Here is a 19,819-nt window from a genome sequence, read left to right as displayed (position 1 = left end):
ACCGCAAGGAGCCAGATCCATGAAACGCAGTTTCCAGATGACCCGCGTGGCGCTGCTGTGCGTCGGCCTGATGGCCTGCTCGCCGTTCGGCTGGCGCTCCGTCCACGACAGCGGCGCCCGGGCCGAACAGGCTTATCGCGATGGCCGCGCGCATCACCTGGCGCGACGCCCGGACCAGGCGCGCACCGCCTACGAGGCGGCATTACGGTTCGACGCTGTTCACCCGGGCGCGCGCAACGGCCTGGCGACCCTGCATGCCGAGGACCGCGAGCTGGCGCCGGCGATCGCCATCTGGCGCGAGCTGACGGCGCCGCTCGGCCTGGACGCGGGACCGGGCAAGGCCTATCTGTTCGCCAACTTGGGCCAGGCTTACCTGCTCGATGGCCAGCCCGGACAGGCGCGCGCCGCACTGGAGCGGGCCTGCCTGCTCGACCCGCTCAACCCGCGCGGCTGGCAGTTGCTGGGCGACGCCCTGGCGGCATTGGGCGAGCGAGACCGCGCCACCCAGATGCGGCGTCAGGCCATGGCGCTGCGCCAGCACGACCTGCGCGCCGACCTGGCCGTCGTCAGCGGCGGCAAGACCGAGGTCGCGGCCCTGGGTCAGGCGGTTTCCAGTCCGGCGCCGCAGGCGCACCCGGACTGGGCCCAGGACTATATCCATGTCGGCGCGGACGGCATGATGGAGTTGCGCCGCACGGCAGCGCAGCCCGGGACCGAGGCGACCCTCCCGGCCGCGCTGGCGCGGCTCGAGATCCGCAACGGCAACGGCGTGACCGGCATGGCGCGCGCGCTATCGCGCCGGATCGATCAACCCGGCGTGCAGGTCACGCGCCTGTCGAACGCGCCGGGCTTCGATGTGCGCCAGACCCGCATCGAGTACGAGGCCGCCCATGTCGACGCCGCCCGCAGTCTGGCCCGGCGCTTCGGCAACGCCCGGCTACAAGAGGTAGAAGAGTGCGCGCCCGCCGACCTGCGGCTGGTGCTGGGGCGCGACCTGGTGCATCAGGGTCAGGGCGTCGCCTTGCGGTACACGCGCACGTAGTCGACCAGCATCTGGCGCGGGAACGGGGTGGTGGCATCCGGATAACCGGGCCAGTAGCCGCCCACCGCCAGGTTGAGCAGCACGAAGAAAGGCTGCTCGAACACCCATTCACCCTTCACGGTCTCGGGCGTCGCGCTATGGAAGTGCACGCCGTCGCGGTACCAGCGGATCTGCTTCGGTTCCCATTCGACGGCGAACACGTGGAAGTCGTCCCCATAGTCGGCGCCTTCCAGGGCGATCGCCTTGCTAAACGCATGCTCGCCCGAGTAACCCGGGCCGTGCAGCGTGCCATAGGAGTTGCCCGGCTCCTTGCCGATGATTTCCATGATGTCGATCTCGCCGCTCCTGGGCCAGCCGACCTGCCCGATGTTCGCGCCCAGCATCCAGAACGCGGGCCAGATGCCCTGGCCCTTGGGCACCTTGATGCGCGCCTCGTAGCGGCCGTACCGGGTTTCCTTCAGCCCGGCCGTCTTGAGCCGCGCCGAGGTGTAGTCCTTGCCTTCGTAGCTTTCCTTGCGCGCCTCGATCACCAGGTGGCCGCCTTCCAGGCGCACGTTCTCGGGCCGGGCGGTATAGAACTGCATCTCGTTATTGCCCCAGCCATGGCCGCCGGTCTCGGCCACCCAGGTGCTGCGATCGAGCGTTGCGCCGTCGAATTCGTCGCTCCATGCCAGGGTCCAGCCGGATGGGGCAGGGGTGGTGGCGGCGGGGGGCGTCGCGCAGCCGGCGCTGACGGCCAGCGCGAGCAGCGCGGCCAGGGTGCTCAGGGTCTTCATGCGTCTCCTTGTCGAGCCGTCAGCGCGCGGCGGGCTGCTCGCGCCTGACGTGCTTCATGATGTTGAGGAAGGTGTCGGTCCAGTACTCGTTGCGGTGCGCGGCCAGGAAGCGGAGCAGCTCCTCGTGCGCCTGGGTCGATACGCTCAGGTGGTCGCCGCCGATGCCGTGGAAGGTGAAGGCGACCATGGTCCCGTGCTGCGCCGCCTGCTTGACCAGCGCGATCAGCTGCGCCCCGCTGCTGCCGACCGGCGCCACCGCGGGCACCCGGTAGGGGTCGAGCGTCTTCATCGAAAGCGGCACGCCGGGCCCGGAGCCGGCCTTGATCGCCACGAAGCTCGCGTGCAGCGGCGGCAGGTAGTCGCCGTCCTGCGCCTTGACGTCGAAGCAGGGCGCGGTATAGGTGCGCTCGCGCTGGCCGTCGAGCGCCGTGAGCATGGTGCTGGCCAGCAGGACCTGGTCGCGCATCTGTTCGCGGCTGGTGGTGTCGAGGTCCTGGTGTGGCGCGACCCAGGCGCGGTCCGGTCCGGCGCCAGAGCACTGGTGGAACAGGCTGTGGTTGCCCAGCTCATGGCCATTGCTGGCGGCGGCGCGCCAGTCGGCCATGCGCGCGTCCACCACGGGACTGGACAGCTTGAGGTAGAAGGTGCCCTTCAGGCCATGGCGGTCGAGGGCGGGGACGGCGTTGTCGAGCTGGGAGTCGAGGGCGTCGTCATAGGCCAGGCTGACTGCGGCGCGGGCGCCGCCAGGCCAGGCGAAAACCGGATTGGTCTCGATTGCCGCCGCATGCGAGGGGGCCGTCATGACAAAGGTGAGCCCGACCGCGAGCAGGCCGGTCCCGGTGGTGATGCGACCGGCAAGGCAGGCGAGAAAATGGTGCATCCGTGCTCCAGTTTGGAAACGTTACCATACAAGCAATCCGACTATAGCATTCCCCAAAAACGGCTGTCAACGAGGGAAACAACGGGCGGTCGGAACCATCGCTCACCATAACTCAGCTTGGCGCTGCACCAAAGTGTTGCAAAACTACGTCACATACCCCCATGACGTTATGGAATATTCCGTTGACAATTTTTTTTCCTAACCCTAATATTCAGACCAATACATGGAAACGTTTCCATGACCCAAACAAGTCAGCTTCGATCCCCGAATGGCACTGTCAGCCATGGAGCCGAGGACAAATGAACCAGCGCGACGCGCACCAGGCAATTCATGCAGCGAGGCCACCGGCACCAGCCGGCCGGCTTCGCTTCGTCGCTTGGTGCCGTGCCGCGCGATTGCCCGGTCGGGAGGTGGCGGGCAGGTGAGGTAGCAGCGAGTAGCAACGGAAGTGCGCCGCCTGCGGCGATGCGTCCGGATGGCGGAGACACCGTTGCCAGGCGACGGTCATATTTATAAAAAGACAGGAGAAGACATGTACTACCCAAAGGCTAAACAGACCTTGATCAGCCTGGCAGTAGCCAGCGCATGCTCGGCGTTCATCCCGGCATTCGCGCAACAGGCTACCCCGCCGGCCGACACCGCGACGAGCGCGCCGACCCAGGCGCTTGATGCCGCCAGCAACCCGACCGCTTCGATCACCGGCCCGGCGCAACCGGCCGCCCAGACCGTGGTCGTGACCGGCATTCGCGCCAGTCTCGAATCGTCGCTGAACCTCAAGCGCAATGCGCAGGGCTTCGTCGACGGCATCGTCGCCGAAGACATCGGCAAATTCCCCGACACCAACCTGGCCGAATCGCTGCAGCGTATCTCGGGCGTGTCGATCGACCGCGAAATCGGCGAAGGCTCGAAGATCACAGTGCGCGGCGTGGGCCCCGACTTCAACCTGGTGCTGCTCAACGGCCGCCAGATGCCGGTCTCGAACCTGGGCGACCGCAACGGCCGCGCCTTCGACTTCGCCAACATCGCCTCGGAAGCGGTGTCGCAGCTGCAGGTCTATAAATCGAGCCGCGCCGAGACCCCGACCGGCGGCATCGGCGCGACCATCAACGTGATCACCGCGCGTCCGCTGTCGCGTCCCGGCATGCAGGCCAGCATCGGCGTCAAGGGCGTGCACGACACTTCGGCCACCAACCTGCCGGACGGCCTGCAGAGCGGCGACAAGGTGACTCCAGAAGTCTCGGGCATCTATTCCAACACCTCGGCCGACGGCCGCTTCGGCATCGGCCTGTCGGCCAGCTACCAGGAACGCAACCTGGGCTACAACCGCGCCTCGGTGCCCAATGGCTGGAAAGGCCCGTTCCGCGGCAGCGACACCCAGTGGGGCACGATCCCGCAACCGGATGCCTCCGGCGCGACCCCCGGCATCGTCAACCGTCCCGGTCCGAACGACCTGTACCAGGTGCCGCAGAACCTGAACTACAACCTGTCCGGCGTGCAGCGCGAGCGCACCAATGCCCAGGTGGTGTTCCAGTTCGCCCCGACCAAGGACATCACCACCACCCTCGACTACACCTACTCCGAAAACAAGATCCACACCCGCCGCAACGATATGTCGGCCTGGTTCAACTTCGGCCCGTCGTCGAGCAGCTGGACCGACGGCCCGTTCGCGGCGCCGCTGACCTATACCGAGATCATCCCGCTCGGCGCCAACGACATCGCGATGGGCGCTTCCGACTTCGCGACCAAGAGCGAGAACAAGTCGCTCGGCTTTAACGCCGCATGGCGCGTGAATTCGGACCTGCGCCTCGAGCTCGACGCCCACAGCTCGTCGGCCGAATCGACCCCGGACAGCCCATGGGGTTCGAGCAACGTGATCGGTACCGCCAGCTTCAGCCGCGGCAACACCACCGCCGACTTCTCGCAGGACTTCCCGGTCCTCTCCATCGAAGGCGCCGACTTCCTGCGCTCGCCGCAACAGGTGACCGGTTCGGTGTTCGAAAACGGCTACATGAAGACCGAAGTCGACCAGGTGCAGACCCACGGCAGCTGGAAGGTGATGGAAGCGTCCGAATTCAAGTTCGGCGTCGGCGCCACCAAGGTCAAGTACCGCTCGGCCTTCTCGGTCCAGCAGCGCGACACCTGGGGCGGCGCGACCCAGGCCTCGGACTACCCGGCCAGCCTGTTCACGCCAGACAGCCTGTCGAAGTACTTCGACCGCATCGACGGCAGCGGCAACCCGAACCTGTTCAACCGCTTCCACACCTTCAACTTCGGCCAGATCCGCGACATCGTGGCCCAGGCCTCGGGCCTGCCGCACCTGTACCTGCCGAAGACCACCTACGACACCGACCGTCGTACCGAGGAAAAGTCCAAGAGCCTGTACCTGCAGTTCAACACCGAGTGGGATACCCGCTGGCCGATCAATACCGCGCTCGGCGTGCGCTACGAGAAGACCGATGTCAGGTCGAGCGCGCTGGTGCAGGTGCCGACCGCGATCAGCTGGGTCTCGCAGAACGAGTTGCCGGTGGTGTTCGGCGAGTCGGGCTTCACCACGCTCGACGGCAGCTATAACCACGTGCTGCCGAGCTTCGACGCCGACATCGCATTCCGCCCCGACATCAAGGGCCGTTTCAGCTATGGCGAGACCATCGGTCGTCCGCGCTACGACCAGATTGCCGGCGGCCAGGTGCTCGACACGCTGGCGCGCGTCGAAGGCGGTACCGGTTCGCAGGGCAACCCGGCGCTGGAGCCGGTCAAGTCGAAGAACATCGACCTGGCGCTCGAGTGGTATTACGGCCGCCAGAGCTTCGTCTCGGTCAACCACTTCCGCAAGCACCTGGATAACTACGCCGGCCAGTCGCAGATCATCGCCCAGCCGTTCGGCGTGCGCACCCCGGTGGGCGGCGCCTACTGGAACGCGGCGCTGGCCAATGGCTGCGTGGTGGCGGACACCACCTGCATCCGCAACTACATCTTCCGCAACTTCAACGGCCAGGAAGGCGTGGTGCGCGGACCGGACAACGCCACCGGCGACGCCACCGGCACCATCACGGCCATCGGCAGCGATCCGGTCGCCGACTTCCGCATCACCTCGTACTCGAACCAGAAGAAGGCGCGCATCCGCGGCCTGGAATTCAACGTCCAGCACATGTTCGGCAACAGCGGCTTCGGCTTCCAGGCCAACTATACCTACGTCAACTCGGGCCTGAAGTACGACAACAACAGCTTCGGCGAGCAGTTCGCGCTGGTCGGCCTGGGCGACTCGGCCAACCTGGTGGGTATCTTCGAGAACGACAAGTGGAATGTGCGCGCGGCCTACAACTGGCGCGACGAGTTCCTGTCGTCGACCTTCGACGGCCAGGGCCCGAACCCGAACTATGTCGAGAAATATGGCCAGCTGGACCTGAGCATCGGCTACAACGTCAACCAGAACCTGAGCCTGTCGTTCGAGGGCATCAACCTGACCGACGAGATCCAGCGCATCCACGGCCGCACCAAGAACCAGGTGCTGTTCGCGGTGCAGTCGGGCCCACGCTATATGGTGGCCGCGCGCTACAAGTTCTGATCGGGGCTTTGCCTGTGCCGCCATTCGGGAGTAGACTTTCCGGATAGCGGTATTGACGGCGGGTCGGCAACAGCCGGCCCGCCGTTGTCGTTATGATTCCCCATAAAAAGCTCAACGAGACATTCCATGCCCAACATCGCCCTGTTGAACAATATCGAGCACAAGGACCTGCGCATCGTCACCGGCCACCGCCCCGGCCTGGGCAGCGAAGTAGCCTGGGTGCCGACCTTCGCCGACGAATTCCGCTCTCTGCAGGCACACTATCCGATCATCTTCCGCCAGCTCGAGGACGGCGCCAACTACGAGGCGATCGCGCTGCTCGGCTTCCAGGAAGACGAGAACCTGTTCCTCGAGGATGGCCGCTGGGACGCACCGCTGGTGCCCTGGCTGCACGAGCGCCAGCCGTTCTACATCGGCCGCAACGGCGACGAGCTGATGATCCAGGTCGACCTCGACCACCCGCGCGTGAGCACGACCGAGGGCGAACCGGTGTTCAAGCCGCATGGCGGCAATACCGACTTCCTGGAAAAGACCAGCGCCATGCTGTCCAATATCCACAACGGCGTGCAGGCCAATGCCGGCTTCCTCGAAGCCCTCAAGCGCCACGCGCTGCTCGACGCCTTCGTGCTCGACATCGAGTTCGAGAACGGCGACCGTAACCGCATGGGCGGCTTCTTCACCATCCACGAGGAACGCCTGGGCGCGCTCGACGGCGCGATCATCGCCGAGCTGCATGCGGCCGGCTACCTGGCGCCGATGTATTTCGCGCTGGCCTCGCTGTCGCACTTCCGCGCCCTGATCGACCGCAAGAACCGCCGCAACCGCCGCGATGGCCATGACGCCGCCAGCAGCTAAAGCGATGCGCGAGATCGCGGGCTTGCGGCCCGCCGATCTCGGTCCCGACATCCTCGCCTCGACCGAGCCGCTGCTGCTGCGCGGCCTGGTGGCCGACTGGCCGATGGTGGCCGCCGCCCGCAGTTCGCCGCGGGCCGCGATCGACTATTTGCGCCGCTGGTATGTCGACGCCACCGTCAACGCCATGCTCGGCGCGCCCGAGATCGACGGCCGCTTCTTCTACAACGAGTCGCTCGACGGTTTCAACTTCCAGCCGATGCGGGTGCGGCTCGATGCCGTGCTGGATGAACTTGAAAAACACCTGGACACGCCCAAGCCGCCCGCGCTCTACGTCGGCTCGACCACGATCGACGGTGCGCTGCCGGGCTTCCGGGCCGAGAACGACGTCGACCTGGGCCCGCGCGACCCGCTGGCCAGCATCTGGATCGGCAACCGCACCCGCATCTCGGCCCATTACGACCTGCCCGACAACCTGGCCTGCATCGCTGCCGGCCATCGCCGGTTCACCGTGTTCCCGCCGGGCCAGCAGCACAATCTGTATGTCGGCCCGATCGACCTGACGCCGGCCGGCCAGCCGGTCAGTCTGGTCGATTTCGCCAAGCCCGATTTCACGCGCTTTCCCCGGTTTGCCGAGGCGCTGGAGCACGCCCAGGTGGCCGATCTGGCGCCGGGCGACGCGATCTTCGTGCCCAGCATGTGGTGGCACCACGTGGAAGCGCTGGATGGCTTGAATGTGCTGGTCAACTACTGGTGGCGCCAGTCGCCCGACTGGATGGATACGCCCAACAACGCCTTGATGCACGCCCTGATGACGGTGCGCGATCTGCCGCCCGCCCAGCGCGCGGCCTGGGCCGAGCTGTTCCGTCACTACGTGTTCGAGGCCGGTGACGACACCGCGGCCCATATCCCGCCGGCCGCGCGGGGCCTGTTGGCGCCGTTCGACGACCATGCCGCGCGCATGGTGCGCGCGCAGCTACTGAAACGCCTGAACCGCTGATAAAAAAATGCCCGCGACATGCGCGGGCATTTTTTCGTGCGGCTTGCTGTCTTATTCGGCCGCGACTTTCTGCTTGTGCAGGTTGGCGTACTTCACGCCGTAGTACATGATGAACAGGTAGCAGGCCGCCGGCACCAGGAACGAGATCTGCAGGCCGATGGTGTCGGCCAGGATGCCCTGCACGAACGGCACCACGGCGCCGCCGACGATGGCCATGCACAGGATGCCCGAACCCTGGCCGGTGAACTTGCCCAGGCCGTGCAGCGCCATGCTGAAGATGGTCGGGAACATGATCGAGTTGCACAGGCCGACGGCGACGATCGCCCACATCGCCAGGCTGCCCTCGGTGAAGGTCGCGATCAACACCAGCGTGATCGACCCGACCGCGGTGGCCGCCAGCGATTTGCCCGGGCTCACATAGCGCATCACGGCAAAGCCGATGAAGCGGCCGACCAGGGCGCCGCCCCAGTACATGCTGACGTAGCGCGCCGCGTCGGCGTGCGACAGGCCCGCGATGTGCGGCTCGCCGATGAAGTTGATCAGGAAGCTGCCGATGCTCACTTCAGCGCCGACGTACAGGAAGATGCCCAGCGCGCCCAGCACCAGGTGGCGGTACGACATCGCGCCGCCCTTGGCGTCGATGGTCGCCGAGGTGCTGTCGTCGAAGGCGATCTTCGGCAGGCGCGCCATCGCGAACAGCACCGCCAGCAGCGCCAGCGCGGCGGCCAGCCCCAGGTACGGGCCTTGCACGGCGGCCGCTTCGGCGGCCTTGTGCGCGGCCTGTTCGGCGGCCGGCAGAAGGGCCAGCTGGTCGGCCGACAGGACCACGGTCGACAGGATCAATATGCCGCCCAGCGCCGGCGCCACCGTGGTGCCGAGCGAATTGAAGGCCTGGGTCAGGGTCAGGCGGCTGGCCGCGGTACGCGCCGGGCCCAGGGCGGTGACGTAGGGATTGGCGGCCACCTGTAGGATGGTGATGCCGCTGGCCAGCACGAACAGCGCGAACAGGAACATGCCGTAGCCGCCGTTCGAGGCCGGATAGAACAGGGCGCAGCCGGCGGCCGCGATCAATAGGCCGGTGACCGCGCCGTTCTGGTAGCCCAGGCGGCGGATCAGGGCGCCGGCCGGCAGCGAGACGATGAAATAGGCGCCGAAGAAGCAGAACTGCACCAGCATCGCCTGCATATAGGTGAGGGTGTAGATCGACTTGAGGTGCGGGATCAGGACATCGTTGAGCGACGTGATGAGGCCCCACATGAAGAACAGGATGGTGACGATGACCAGCGCACCGGTGTGCTGGTTGTGTTCCCCTTCCACGGCAGCGCTGGCCACGGTGGGGGTCTGGGAAGGATTCTGCATGAAGTCTCCGTTGTTATTGCAGAGTATGGACGCGATCCGACAGGATAGCTGAAACCCCGCGCAGCGCGGGATATTGTTCGGTGATCAGGTAGGTCGGAATGCGCGCCAGGTAGCCACCGAGGCGGCCCTTGTCCTCGAAGCGCGCGCGAAACGCCGACTGCTCGAACAGGTCGCCAAGACGCGGCACGATGCCGCCGCCGATATACATGCCGCCGGTCGCGCCAAGGGTCAGCGCGACGTTGCCGGCCACGCTGCCCAGGATGGCGCAGAACACGTCCACCGAGCCGCGGCAGTCGGCCGAAGAACCATCGAGCGCCGCAGTGCTGATGTCGACCGCCTTGAGGCGCTTGCCGGTGCGGGCCCAGTGGATCAGTTCCATCCCCATGCCCGACAGCAGGCGCTCGGCCGAGACATGGCCATATTCTCCCCACAGCGCTTCCAGGATCGCCACTTCGTCGCGCGTGACCGGTGCGAAGCTGACATGGCCGCCTTCACCCGACAGCGCGATCCAGCGCCCCCCGGCCGGCACCACGCCCGAGACCCCCAGGCCCGTGCCGGGGCCGATCAGGCCGATGGTCCGGTCGGGCAGCGCGACGCCGCCGCCGATCTGCCGGCGGCCGTCCTGCGCCAGGTGCGGCAGCGACATCGCCAGCGCGGCGAAGTCGTTCACCATCAGCAGCGTGGTCAAACCCAGTTCGAGGCGCAGGGCCTCGATCGAGAAGCTCCAATGGTGATTGGTCATCTTGATCTCGTCGCCCTCGACCGGGTTGGCGATCGCGACCGCCACGTGGCGGACCGACTCGACCGCCAGCCCGCGGCCGCGGGCGTTGGCCAGGTAGGCGCGCATCGCCGCGCCCAGGGTCGGATAGCCGCTGGCCGCCAGCACCTCGATGTCGTCGAAGCCGCCGCCCGCAGTCGATTGCAGGGCGAAGCGCGCATTGGTGCCGCCGACATCGGCCAGCAGCCGCAGTTCTACCGTCATTTCAGTTCGCCGCACTGCACGGCGCCCGCTTCCCTGGCCGCGCCGCCGGCGATCTCGATATTGGCGAACGCCGCCGCGAATGGCGCATCGCTGCTGACGGCGAACGGGGTATCGACCTTGGCCAGGTCGATGCCCTTGGCCGTGAAGCACGACAGCGGAATCGCGACGGTGTTCTTGGCGCCAACCGCCAGGCGCTTGAACAGGGTGGTCGCGTCGAGATCCACGCTCGTTGCGCCCTGGCGCATCGACAGCATCACCTTGCCGCTCGGAGCCTTGTCCACGATGGTGTCGAAGCGCAGCGCGCCATCCTTGAGCGCCGCCGCTGGCAGCACGATGGCGCGCGTCCCGCGTGCCTCCAGCGTGGCCGGGCCGGTCCAGTCGCCGCGCTTGGCGTCCTGCTGGGTGTTGACCTGGGCGGTGGTGACGGTGATGTTCGGCAGCTTGAAGCTGGCGTTCAAGTCGGCGCCGAGCACGGTAGTCTGCTGGCCGCTGCGGATCGCCAGCGGATAACTGGTGCGGTCGGCCTGGCTGAACACCGGGAAGGTGTTGCCGGCGCTGCAGCCGCCTTGCGGGATGGTTTCATCCAGTTTGCCGAGCTTGGAGCGGGTGCCGGCCTTCAGGCCATAGCCATAGGCGAACAGCGGCGCATACTCCTTGTCGCCCACGTTCAGCTTGACCTGGCAGGCCGACTTCGGCCACGAGAATGGCAGCACGCCGCGGAAATCGTGGCGCTGCTGGCCCTCGATCAGCAGGTCCGACACGCCCTTGCCCTCGGAGCCCGGCAGCCAGGCCGAGATGAAGGTGTTCGACAGATTGAGCAGGTCGTTGGCGTACACCGGACGGCCGGTGACCATGACCGTCACCACCGGCTTGCCCTTGCCGCCCACCGCCTGCAGCACGGCCAGGTCTTCCGGATAGCGGCTGCTGTGGCGCAGGGTGCCCGACGGGTGGATGTCGCCATCGCCTTCGGCATATGGACGCTCGCCGATGACGGCGATCACGACGTCGAACTTCGACACGTCGACGCCCTTGGCATCGAGGCTGAAGGTGACGTTGTCCTTGCCGGCCGCGTCAACGATGCCGGTCAGGATCGTATCGGCATTCTTGAAATCGGCATTGGTGGTGGCGGTGCCTTGCCAGGTGATCGACCAGCCGCCGCTCTGGTTCGACAGCTCGTCGGCGCTCTTGCCGACCACCAGGATCTTTTGGCCGCGCTTGAGGGGCAGGGCCGGGCCTTCGTTCTTGAGCAGCACCAGCGACTCGCGCACCGCCTGGCGCGCCAACGCGCGCGCCTGCATCGCATCGTCCTTGCCGGCATGGGCATTCTGCACCGGGCTCTTGTCGAACAGGCCGGCGCGCAGCTTGACGCGGATGATGCGCGATACCGCATCGTCGATGCGCGCCATCGGGATCTCGCCGCTTTCCACCTGCTTGATGGTGTTGGCGATGAAGGCTTTCCAGTCGTCCGGCACCATGATCATGTCGTTGCCGGCATTGATCGCCTGGGCGCAGCTGTCGTTGCGGCAGCCCTTCACTTCGCCGTGGCCGTTCCAGTCGGTGACGACGAAGCCGTCGAAGCCCATCTTGACTTTCAGGATGTCGGTCAGCGCTTCCTTGCTGCCATGGAGCTTGCCATACTGCTTGCCGGTCGCGGTGTCGGTCCAGCTGTTGAACGAGGCCATCACGGTCTGGGCGCCGGCGTTCAGCGCCGGGAAGTAGCCGGCGCCATGGATGTTGATCAGGTCGGCCTGGCTGGCTTCGGTCACGCCGCGGTCCTTGCCGTTCATGGTGCCGCCGTCGCCGATGAAGTGCTTGGCGGTGGCGATGGTGTTGGCGTCATCCTTGAACACGCCCTGCATGCCCTTGACGTATTCGCCGGCATAGCTGCGCACGACCTCGGGATGCTCGGCATAGCTCTCATAAGTACGGCCCCAGCGGTCGTCGCGCACCACGGCCAGGGTTGGGCCGAACACCCAGGCGATGCCGGTCGCGCGCACCGCCCTGGCGGTGGCGGCGCCGATCTCGCGCATCAGTTGCGGATTGCGCGCCGCGCCCAGGCCGATATTGTGCGGGAACAGGGTAGCGCCCGGCACGTTGTTATGGCCGTGGACCGCGTCCGTGCCCCACACCACCGGCACCTTGATCGCCATGTCGGTCTTCATCGACGCTTCGTGGTAGGCCTGGGCCAGCGCCAGCCACTCTTTCGCATCAGCCGCCTTGTTATTGTTCGGCCAGCTGCCGCCGCCGTTGAGCACCGAGCCGAGGTAGTACCTGGTGACGTCCTCGGGCTTGGCGCTCTTGATTTCGGGCTGGGTCATCTGGCCGACCTTCTGGGCCAGGGTCATCTTGCCGACGATTTCCTTGACCCGCTGCTCGATCGCCTCGTCCTTCTTGATGGCGCTGGTCACGCGTGGCCAGTCGGCCAGCCTGGTGTCGACCGGGGCCGCGATGGCGCTGCCGCACAGCGCGGGCAGGGCAAAGGAAATGGCAAGGGCCAGCGTGGAAGGACGAAGCTTGAAGGTCATGGATGTCTCGCTTTATTGTGCGTTGATGTGAAGGTTCATTCCTGGCGCAGGAAGGAACCGTACCATTTGCCGCTGTTCTTCAGGCGGCGCTGCTGGGTGGCGTAGTCGATGTGCACCAGGCCGAAGCGACGCTGGTAGCCCTCGGCCCACTCGAAGTTGTCGAGCAGGCTCCAGGCGAAATAACCCTTGATCGGGGCGCCGGCGTCGATCGCATCCTTCATGGCGCAGAGATGGCGTTCGAGATAGCTGCGGCGTTGTTCGTCGTCGATCTCGCCGTCCGGGCCGACGACGTCCTCGAAAGCCGAACCGTTCTCGGTGACGTACATCGGGCCCGGGTGGTAGTCGTTCTCGATGCGGGTGAGTAGTTCGGTGAAGCCCTCGGGCGAGACCGGCCAGCCCATCGCCGTGATTTCGCCGCTGGTGGTCGGCAGCACCTTCGCATCGAGCGGCGCGTGGCCGGCCTCGTGCTTGATCACCTCGGGGAAGTAGTAATTCACGCCCATGAAGTCGGTCTTGACCGCGATCGCTTCCATATCGCCCGGCGCGACGTCGGGCGCGGCGGCGCCGAACAGCTCGCGCGTGGCGTCGGGGTAGCCGCGGCCGAACAGCGGGTCGAGGAACCAGCGGTAGCGCAGGCCGTCGTGGCGTTCCATCGCCGCCTTGTCGTCAGCGCTGTCGCTGGCCGCGCGCAGCGGGTGCAGGCTGACCGCCAGGCCTACCTGCGCATCGGGCACGTTGGCGCGGATCAGCGGCACCGCCTTGCCGTGCGAGACCAGCACGTTGTGCGCCACCTGCAGCGCGGCCTTGAGGTCGGTCTTGCCCGGCGCATGCCAGCCTTCGAAATTGCCGATGATCGAGGTGCACCACGGCTCGTTGTGGGTGATCCAGTGTTTGACGCGGTCGCCCAGGGTGCGGGTCATGGCGTCGGTGTACTCGAGGAAGGCATCGATGGTGGCGCGGTTTTCCCAGCCGCCCTGGTCCTGCAGCGCCTGCGGCAGGTCCCAGTGGTAGAGCGTGGCCCACGGCTGCAGGCCGCGCTCGAGCATGCCGTCGACCAGGCGCGAATAGAAGTCCAGCCCTTGCTGGTTCGGCTTGCCCTTGACGCCGGTGTAGATGCGCGGCCAGGCGAACGAGAAGCGGTAGGCGTTCAGGCCCATGCCGCGCGCGATGTCGAAGTCTTCCGGCCAGCGGTGGTAGTGGTCGCAGGCTTCGATGCCGCTCGAGCCGTCGCGGATCGTACCGGGGGTGGCGGCAAAGCGGTCCCAGATCGATTCCACGCGGCCGTCTTCACGGCCGGCGCCTTCGATCTGGTAGGACGAGGTGGCGCAGCCCCACAGGAAATCGCGGGCGAAATCGCTGCGTTGCGGCGCGTGAGGCTCGGGTCGGTTGGCAGTGGTCATGGTCTCGCTTCAGGTAATGGAGGTGTTCTGAATAAAATTTTGGGAAAGCCCGCCAAAACGATTGGAAAGCTTTCCAGTTTGTTGCCAAAAAAACGGCCGCGCACGGCCCGCCGGAGCGTGCCGACTTCACTCGCGTTTGCTCCTGGCCCTGGACTTGGCCTTGGCGCTGCCGATCCTGGCCAGCGATGCGCGCATGGTCACGCTCACCGGGAAGGTGCGCACCACCGGGCGTTTCAGGTCATAGCAGCGATTGAGCAGGGCGTTGATGCCGTTCTGCGTCATCTCGCGCCACGGCATGTGCACCGACGTCAGGCGCGGCGCCGAGAACTCGGCGCTGGGCGTATCGTCGTAGCCGATCACCGACAGGTCGCGCGGCACGCTGATGCCGGCTTCCTGGAAATAGGACAGGGCGCCGACCGCCATTTCGTCATTGGCGCAGAACAGGGCGGTGCAGGGCCGTTTCGATTCGACCAGCGCCTTGGCGGCATGCCAGCCGCCCAGCGGCGAAAAATCGCTCTCGACCAGCCAGACGGCGTCGGTGTCGACCCCGCCGTCCTTCAGTTCGTGCATGAAGCCGTCGATCCGCGCCACGTTGTCGACCAGCGCATTCGGGCCGGCGATGACGGCGATGTCGCGATGGCCATGCTCGAGCAGGGTGCGCGCCGCCACCCGCCCGCCTTGCGCATGGTCGACCGTGAAGCATTGTTCGGGGATGTCGCTGAAATCGTGGTTCAGCGCCACGATCAGGCGCCGCTTGGCGCCCAGGGCCGCGATGTCTTCGTCGAGCAGGGCGCTGGTCATCATGATCAGGCCGTCGCAGCCGCGCTCGATCAGGAACTCGATGCCCTCGATCGCCTGGTTGCGGGCGTCGCCCAGGCCGACGCCGAAGGCGACCACCATGTGCAGGCCGGCGGCGCGCAGTTCGGTGTCGATGATTTGCAGGATCGGCGTGTAGAAGGTGCCGGACAGGACGGGGATATAGACGCCGACCATCCGGCTGGTGCCGGACAGCAGGGCGCGCGCCGCGTGCGAGGGCCGAAAGCCCAGCTCGTCGATCGCCTTGCGCACGCGTTCGAGCGTGGCCGGCGATACCGAGCCCTTGCCGCTCACCACGCGCGAGGCGGTGCCGAGACCTACTCCCGCCAGCCGCGCTACGTCCTTGATTGTCGCCACCGCGATTCCTATCCGATCAATGCGTTAATCAAACCAACCGCCAAGCATACTGCATCCGCGTACGGATGGCATCCATCCGTCATCGCCGCCCCCCATTTGCAGGGTCGAACAGGGAAACACGGGTGGTGTCGATGGCGAAGCGCACCGCCTGGCCGGCTGCCAGCGCCCGGCCGTCATGCTCGATGCACGACAGCGCCTGGCCGCCGCAGTCGAGCCATACCACCTGGTGGTTGCCCATCGGCTCGACCAGGGTGACGCTGGCCTGCAGCGGGCCGTTGTCGTCGATGTGGATGTGTTCCGGGCGCGCGGCCAGCGTCACCGCGCCGGCCTTTACACCGCCCGCGAGCGCCAGCGTCACCGCGCCCGCGCCGAAGCGGCCGTTCGCGTCGACCTCGCCGTCGATGAAATTCATCGAGGGCGAACCAAGGAAGCCCGCCACGAAGCGGTTGGCGGGCGTGTCGTAGACCTCGGCCGGGGTGCCGATCTGCTGGATGCGCCCGGCCTGCATCACCACGATGCGGGTCGCGAGCGTCATCGCCTCGGCCTGGTCGTGGGTCACGTAGATCATGGTCGAGCCGAGCGCCTGGTGCAGCATCTTCAGTTCGCGCCGCAGTTCGGCGCGCAGCTTGGCGTCGAGGTTCGACAGCGGTTCGTCGAACAGGTAGACGCCGGCCTCGCGCACCAGCGCGCGGCCGATGGCGACCCGCTGGCGCTGGCCGCCCGAGAGTTGGGACGGCTTGCGGTCGAGCAGGGCGTCCAGCTGCAGCATCTCGGCCGTCTTGCGCACGCGGCGCGTCACTTCGGCCTTCGGGGTGCCGGCGATTTTCAGGCCGAACGACATGTTCTTCTCGACCGTCATGGTCGGGTACAGCGCATACGACTGGAACACCATGCCGATCCCGCGCTCGCTCGGGTCGGCATGGCTCATGTCGCGCCCACCGATCTCGATCGCGCCGCCGGACAGGTCGATCAGGCCGGCGATGCTGTGCAACAGGGTCGACTTGCCGCAGCCCGAAGGGCCGAGCAGCACCAGGAATTCGCCCGGTTCGATCTGCAGGTCGAGGTCACGGATGATCTGGTTGCTGCCGCGGGTGATGCACAGCTTGCGCAGGTGGACGTTTGACATGGGGGTCAGCCTTTCACGGCGCCGGCGGCGATGCCGCGCACGAACCAGCGTCCGGAGATGAAGTAGATCGCCAGCGGCACCGCGGCGGTCAGGATGGTCGCGGCCATATTGACGTTGTACAGGCGGGTGCCGGTGGTGGTGTTGATCACATTGTTCAGCTGGACCGTCATCGGCAGGTTTTCGCGCCCGGCGAACACCAGGCCCAGGATGTAGTCGTTCCAGACGCCGGTGACCTGCATGATGGCGGCCACCACGATGATCGGCAGCGACATCGGCAGCATCACTTGCAGGAAGATGCGCCAGAAGCCGCCGCCGTCGATGCGCGCGGCCTGGAACAGTTCGTGCGGCACCGAAGCATAGTAATTGCGGAACAGGAGCGTCATGAGCGGCATGCCGAACACGACGTGCACCACCACGATCGCCGGCAGCGAGCCGAACACGCCGGCATGCGCCATCATCCACACCAGCGGATAGATCATGACCTGCACCGGGATGAAGGCGCCGGCCAGCAGCACGCCGAACAGCAGGTTGGCGCCGCGCGGACGCCAGAACGACAGCGCATAGCCATTGACGGCGCCGAGCAGGATCGGGATCACGGTGCTGGGCACGGCGATCGCCACCGAGTTCCAGAAGCCCTGGCTGACCGCGCCCCAGGCCGTGCGCCACGGTTCGAGCGTGGCGCTGGCGGGCAGGGCGAACACGTTCCCCATGCGGATCTCGTCCATCGGCTTGAACGAGGTGATGATCATGACGTACAGCGGCAGCAGGAAGAACAGGGCGGCGCTGAACAGGAAGGCGTAGATGCCGAGGCGCGCCGGCGTGAAGCGGCGCTTGCGGCGCGCGGCCGCGGTCGATTGCATGGGCATGGGTTGCGCGACCGCTTGCAGGCAATGGTGGCTCATGCGTGGCCTCCGGCCAGGCGCGCGCGTCGGCTGCGAGCGTAGGCATACGGCGCGAGCAGGGCCAGCACGGGAATGAGCAGCGTGACCGCGCCGGCCGAGGCCAGGCCGATATTCGAGCGCAGGAACAGGTGGTCCATGATGAACTTGGCCGGCACTTCGCTGGCGATGCCGGGGCCGCCCTGGGTCATCGCGACCACGGCGTCGAACAGTTTCACCACCGCGGTCGACAGCAGCAGGAACACGGTGGCGACCGATGGGCCGAGCATTGGCAGCACGATCTGCAGGTACACCCGCCACGCCGGGATGCCGTCCAGGCGCGCGGCCTTGTAGATTTCGGGATCGATGCCGCGCAGGCCGGCCAGCATCAGCGCCATCACCAGGCCCGAGGCCTGCCACACGGTGGCGATGACGACGGTGTAGATCACCAGGTCCTGGTGCACGATCCAGTCGAACGAAAAGCCTTCAAAACCAAGCTGGCGCATTGCGCCTTCGATGCCGCTGCCGGGCGCCAGCAGCCATTGCCAGACCAGGCCGGTGGCGATGAAGGACATGGCGTACGGGTACAGGAACACCGTGCGCAGCAGGCCTTCGCCCTTGACGTTCTGGTCGATGAAGACCGCCAGCAGGAAGCCGATCAGCATGCAGGCGATGATGAAGGCGACGCCGTAGACGGCCAGGTTGTGCAGCGATAGCAGCCAGCGCTCGTTGTCGAACAGGCGCACGTATTGCGCCATGCCGATGAATTGATCGGACGGGAAGGTGCGCGAGGCCGTGAACGACGTGCGCAAGGTCCACAGCGCGCCGCCGATATACGCGCCCAGCACCACCAGCGCCATCGGCAAGAGGGCAAGGTGGGGAGCCAGGCGGGTATGGAGGCGTTGGGCGAGCATGGCGTCAGTACTTGAGGGCGTTGGCGATGCTGCGCTGGACTTTGTCGACCTTGATGTCCATGTTCCAGTAGGCGGTGAGGATGTCCTGCATGGCGCCGTTCTGGTCCGGCGTCAGGTAGACCTCGGTCACGCCGGCCTGGCGCGTGCGGTCCTTGATGATCTCGATGCCTTTTTGCGCGCACAGGTCGAGCTGGGCCGCATCGGCATCCTGGCGCACCGGGATCGAGCCTTTGAGTTTGCTGAACGTGACCTGCAAATCGGCCTGCGAGACCACGTTGGCCAGCAGTTGCTGGGCCTTGATCGCGTCCGCCTTCTTGGTGCGCGGGAAGACGAACACGTCGCCCTGCATCAGGTAGGGCGTGTCGGCGCGCAGGCCGGGGATGCAGCCATAGTGCTGGCCGGGCAGCTGGCCGGCGTTGGTGAACTCGCCCTTGGCCCAGTCGCCCATCACCTGGAAACCGGCGCGGCCGGCGATGAGCATCGCGGTGGCGTCGTTCCAGTTGCGGCCCGGCGCGCCGGCGTCGACATACGACTTCATGCGCTTGAACGTGAGCAGGACGTTGCGAAACTGCGGCGACAGGATCGTGGCCTGGTCGCGGTCGCGGATCACTTTCAGGTACAGCTCGCGCCCGCCGATATTGGCCAGCAGGGCCGAGAACAGGATGTTTTCCTGCCACGACTGGCCACCGTGGGCCAGCGGCACCAGGCCGGCGGCCTTGAGCTTGTCGAGGGCGGCGAACAGATCGTCGATGCTGGCCGGTTCCTTGTCGATGCCGGCTTTCTGGAACGCGGCTTTCGAGTACCAGATCCAGGTCTGCATGTGGATATTCAGCGGCACCGCATAGTAGTGGCCATCGTGCTTGATCACGTCGATCAGCGGCTCGGGCAGAATGCGGTCCCAGTCCTGGGCCTTGGCGACCAGGTCGACGTTGTTGAGCATATCCTGCTCGATGACGTCGGTGAACTGCTTGGACGTGTTGAACTGGGCGGCGGTCGGCGGGTTGCCGCCGATGATGCGGTTGATGGTGACGGCGCGCGACTGGTCGCCGCCGGCGATGGCGCTGTCGACCCAGACGCCGCCCGCGGCGCGAAACGCCTGGGCCACCTGCTTGACGGCGTTCGATTCGCCGCCCGAAGTCCACCAATGGATGACTTCCGCCCGCGGCGCGGCAGCATGGGCTGGCGCGATGCCTGGCGTGAAAGCAGCGGCGCACAGCCATGCGCAGGCTGCCGCCAGGTTGCGGGGTATGACCATCTTGTCTCCATTCCGTTATTGTTTTGGTACGTTTGGAAACGTTACCATCGGCTTTGGGGCGACTATAGCATTGCGTTAATTCTGGGTCAAAC

The 19,819-nt window shown here is 66.4% G+C and carries 15 protein-coding genes; 4 read left to right on the top strand and 11 right to left on the bottom strand.

Annotated elements, in window-relative coordinates; all coding sequences use genetic code 11:
- Positions 1-19: 19 nt before the first annotated feature.
- Positions 20-1,042 (top strand): LytR C-terminal domain-containing protein, encoded by a 1,023-nt coding sequence (locus GNT67_RS02550; protein ID WP_159628281.1) that lies wholly within the window; start codon positions 20-22, stop codon positions 1,040-1,042.
- On the opposite strand, the gene GNT67_RS02545 is transcribed toward GNT67_RS02550, so the two are convergent.
- Both GNT67_RS02545 and GNT67_RS02540 read right to left on the bottom strand, forming a co-directional pair.
- A complete protein-coding gene (locus GNT67_RS02545; RefSeq protein WP_159628279.1) occupies positions 1,009-1,818 on the bottom strand; it encodes a glycoside hydrolase family 16 protein in 810 nt (269 codons plus the stop codon). The genes GNT67_RS02550 and GNT67_RS02545 overlap by 34 nt on opposite strands.
- A 19-nt stretch (positions 1,819-1,837) precedes the next feature.
- Positions 1,838-2,698, bottom strand: coding sequence for a polysaccharide deacetylase family protein (locus tag GNT67_RS02540; RefSeq protein WP_159628277.1), 861 nt, complete (start codon positions 2,696-2,698; stop codon positions 1,838-1,840).
- Positions 2,699-3,230: 532 nt separating this feature from the next.
- Here GNT67_RS02540 and GNT67_RS02535 point away from each other — a divergent pair.
- From GNT67_RS02535 to GNT67_RS02525, 3 genes are all read left to right on the top strand, one after another.
- Positions 3,231-6,263, top strand: a complete 3,033-nt coding sequence (locus GNT67_RS02535; protein WP_159628275.1) for a TonB-dependent receptor — start codon at positions 3,231-3,233, stop codon at positions 6,261-6,263.
- A 126-nt stretch (positions 6,264-6,389) separates the two neighbouring features.
- Positions 6,390-7,118 (top strand): SapC family protein, encoded by a 729-nt coding sequence (locus GNT67_RS02530; protein ID WP_159628273.1) that lies wholly within the window; start codon positions 6,390-6,392, stop codon positions 7,116-7,118.
- On the top strand, positions 7,099-8,115 hold the full coding sequence (locus GNT67_RS02525) for a cupin-like domain-containing protein (RefSeq protein WP_159628271.1): 1,017 nt from the start codon (positions 7,099-7,101) through the stop codon (positions 8,113-8,115). Before GNT67_RS02530 ends, GNT67_RS02525 begins: the two co-directional genes overlap by 20 nt.
- Before the next feature lie 51 nt (positions 8,116-8,166).
- Here GNT67_RS02525 and GNT67_RS02520 read toward each other — a convergent pair whose 3' ends face one another.
- The 9 genes from GNT67_RS02520 to GNT67_RS02480 all read right to left on the bottom strand — a co-directional run bounded on the left by GNT67_RS02520 (position 8,167) and on the right by GNT67_RS02480 (position 19,727).
- Positions 8,167-9,474, bottom strand: a complete 1,308-nt coding sequence (locus tag GNT67_RS02520) for a sugar MFS transporter (protein ID WP_159628269.1) — start codon at positions 9,472-9,474, stop codon at positions 8,167-8,169.
- A 13-nt stretch (positions 9,475-9,487) separates the two neighbouring features.
- Positions 9,488-10,456 carry a glucokinase gene (locus tag GNT67_RS02515; protein WP_159628267.1) on the bottom strand — a complete coding sequence of 323 codons (969 nt, stop codon included), beginning with the start codon at positions 10,454-10,456 and terminating at the stop codon, positions 9,488-9,490.
- Positions 10,453-12,981, bottom strand: coding sequence for a glycoside hydrolase family 3 protein (locus GNT67_RS02510; RefSeq protein ID WP_159628265.1), 2,529 nt, complete (start codon positions 12,979-12,981; stop codon positions 10,453-10,455). Before GNT67_RS02510 ends, GNT67_RS02515 begins: the two co-directional genes overlap by 4 nt.
- A 35-nt stretch (positions 12,982-13,016) precedes the next feature.
- A complete protein-coding gene (locus GNT67_RS02505) occupies positions 13,017-14,381 on the bottom strand; it encodes a GH1 family beta-glucosidase (RefSeq protein WP_159628263.1) in 1,365 nt (454 codons plus the stop codon).
- A 126-nt stretch (positions 14,382-14,507) separates the two neighbouring features.
- Positions 14,508-15,554, bottom strand: coding sequence for a LacI family DNA-binding transcriptional regulator (locus tag GNT67_RS02500; protein ID WP_159628261.1), 1,047 nt, complete (start codon positions 15,552-15,554; stop codon positions 14,508-14,510).
- 79 nt (positions 15,555-15,633) lie between these two features.
- Positions 15,634-16,680: an ABC transporter ATP-binding protein gene (locus GNT67_RS02495; RefSeq protein WP_159628259.1), complete on the bottom strand. Its 1,047-nt coding sequence runs from the start codon at positions 16,678-16,680 to the stop codon at positions 15,634-15,636.
- Between the two features lie 5 nt (positions 16,681-16,685).
- Positions 16,686-17,540 carry a carbohydrate ABC transporter permease gene (locus GNT67_RS02490; protein ID WP_159628452.1) on the bottom strand — a complete coding sequence of 285 codons (855 nt, stop codon included), beginning with the start codon at positions 17,538-17,540 and terminating at the stop codon, positions 16,686-16,688.
- Positions 17,541-17,578: 38 nt separating this feature from the next.
- Positions 17,579-18,472, bottom strand: coding sequence for a carbohydrate ABC transporter permease (locus GNT67_RS02485; RefSeq protein WP_159628257.1), 894 nt, complete (start codon positions 18,470-18,472; stop codon positions 17,579-17,581).
- A gap of 4 nt (positions 18,473-18,476) precedes the next feature.
- On the bottom strand, positions 18,477-19,727 hold the full coding sequence (locus GNT67_RS02480) for an ABC transporter substrate-binding protein (protein WP_159628254.1): 1,251 nt from the start codon (positions 19,725-19,727) through the stop codon (positions 18,477-18,479).
- Positions 19,728-19,819: the final 92 nt, after the last annotated feature.

It is taken from the genome of Massilia puerhi (assembly GCF_009861485.1).
This window is presented reverse-complemented; position numbering and strand designations above follow the sequence as displayed.

Excerpts from the sequence above, each read along its gene's own strand:
- GNT67_RS02550 (WP_159628281.1), top strand. The coding sequence starts at position 20 with ATGAAACGCAGTTTCCAGATGACCCGCGTGGCGCTGCTGTGCGTCGGC.
- GNT67_RS02545 (WP_159628279.1), bottom strand. The coding sequence starts at position 1,818 with ATGAAGACCCTGAGCACCCTGGCCGCGCTGCTCGCGCTGGCCGTCAGC.
- GNT67_RS02540 (WP_159628277.1), bottom strand. The coding sequence starts at position 2,698 with ATGCACCATTTTCTCGCCTGCCTTGCCGGTCGCATCACCACCGGGACC.
- GNT67_RS02535 (WP_159628275.1), top strand. The coding sequence starts at position 3,231 with ATGTACTACCCAAAGGCTAAACAGACCTTGATCAGCCTGGCAGTAGCC.
- GNT67_RS02530 (WP_159628273.1), top strand. The coding sequence starts at position 6,390 with ATGCCCAACATCGCCCTGTTGAACAATATCGAGCACAAGGACCTGCGC.
- GNT67_RS02525 (WP_159628271.1), top strand. The coding sequence starts at position 7,099 with ATGACGCCGCCAGCAGCTAAAGCGATGCGCGAGATCGCGGGCTTGCGG.
- GNT67_RS02520 (WP_159628269.1), bottom strand. The coding sequence starts at position 9,474 with ATGCAGAATCCTTCCCAGACCCCCACCGTGGCCAGCGCTGCCGTGGAA.
- GNT67_RS02515 (WP_159628267.1), bottom strand. The coding sequence starts at position 10,456 with ATGACGGTAGAACTGCGGCTGCTGGCCGATGTCGGCGGCACCAATGCG.
- GNT67_RS02510 (WP_159628265.1), bottom strand. The coding sequence starts at position 12,981 with ATGACCTTCAAGCTTCGTCCTTCCACGCTGGCCCTTGCCATTTCCTTT.
- GNT67_RS02505 (WP_159628263.1), bottom strand. The coding sequence starts at position 14,381 with ATGACCACTGCCAACCGACCCGAGCCTCACGCGCCGCAACGCAGCGAT.
- GNT67_RS02495 (WP_159628259.1), bottom strand. The coding sequence starts at position 16,680 with ATGTCAAACGTCCACCTGCGCAAGCTGTGCATCACCCGCGGCAGCAAC.
- GNT67_RS02490 (WP_159628452.1), bottom strand. The coding sequence starts at position 17,540 with ATGCAATCGACCGCGGCCGCGCGCCGCAAGCGCCGCTTCACGCCGGCG.
- GNT67_RS02485 (WP_159628257.1), bottom strand. The coding sequence starts at position 18,472 with ATGCTCGCCCAACGCCTCCATACCCGCCTGGCTCCCCACCTTGCCCTC.
- GNT67_RS02480 (WP_159628254.1), bottom strand. The coding sequence starts at position 19,727 with ATGGTCATACCCCGCAACCTGGCGGCAGCCTGCGCATGGCTGTGCGCC.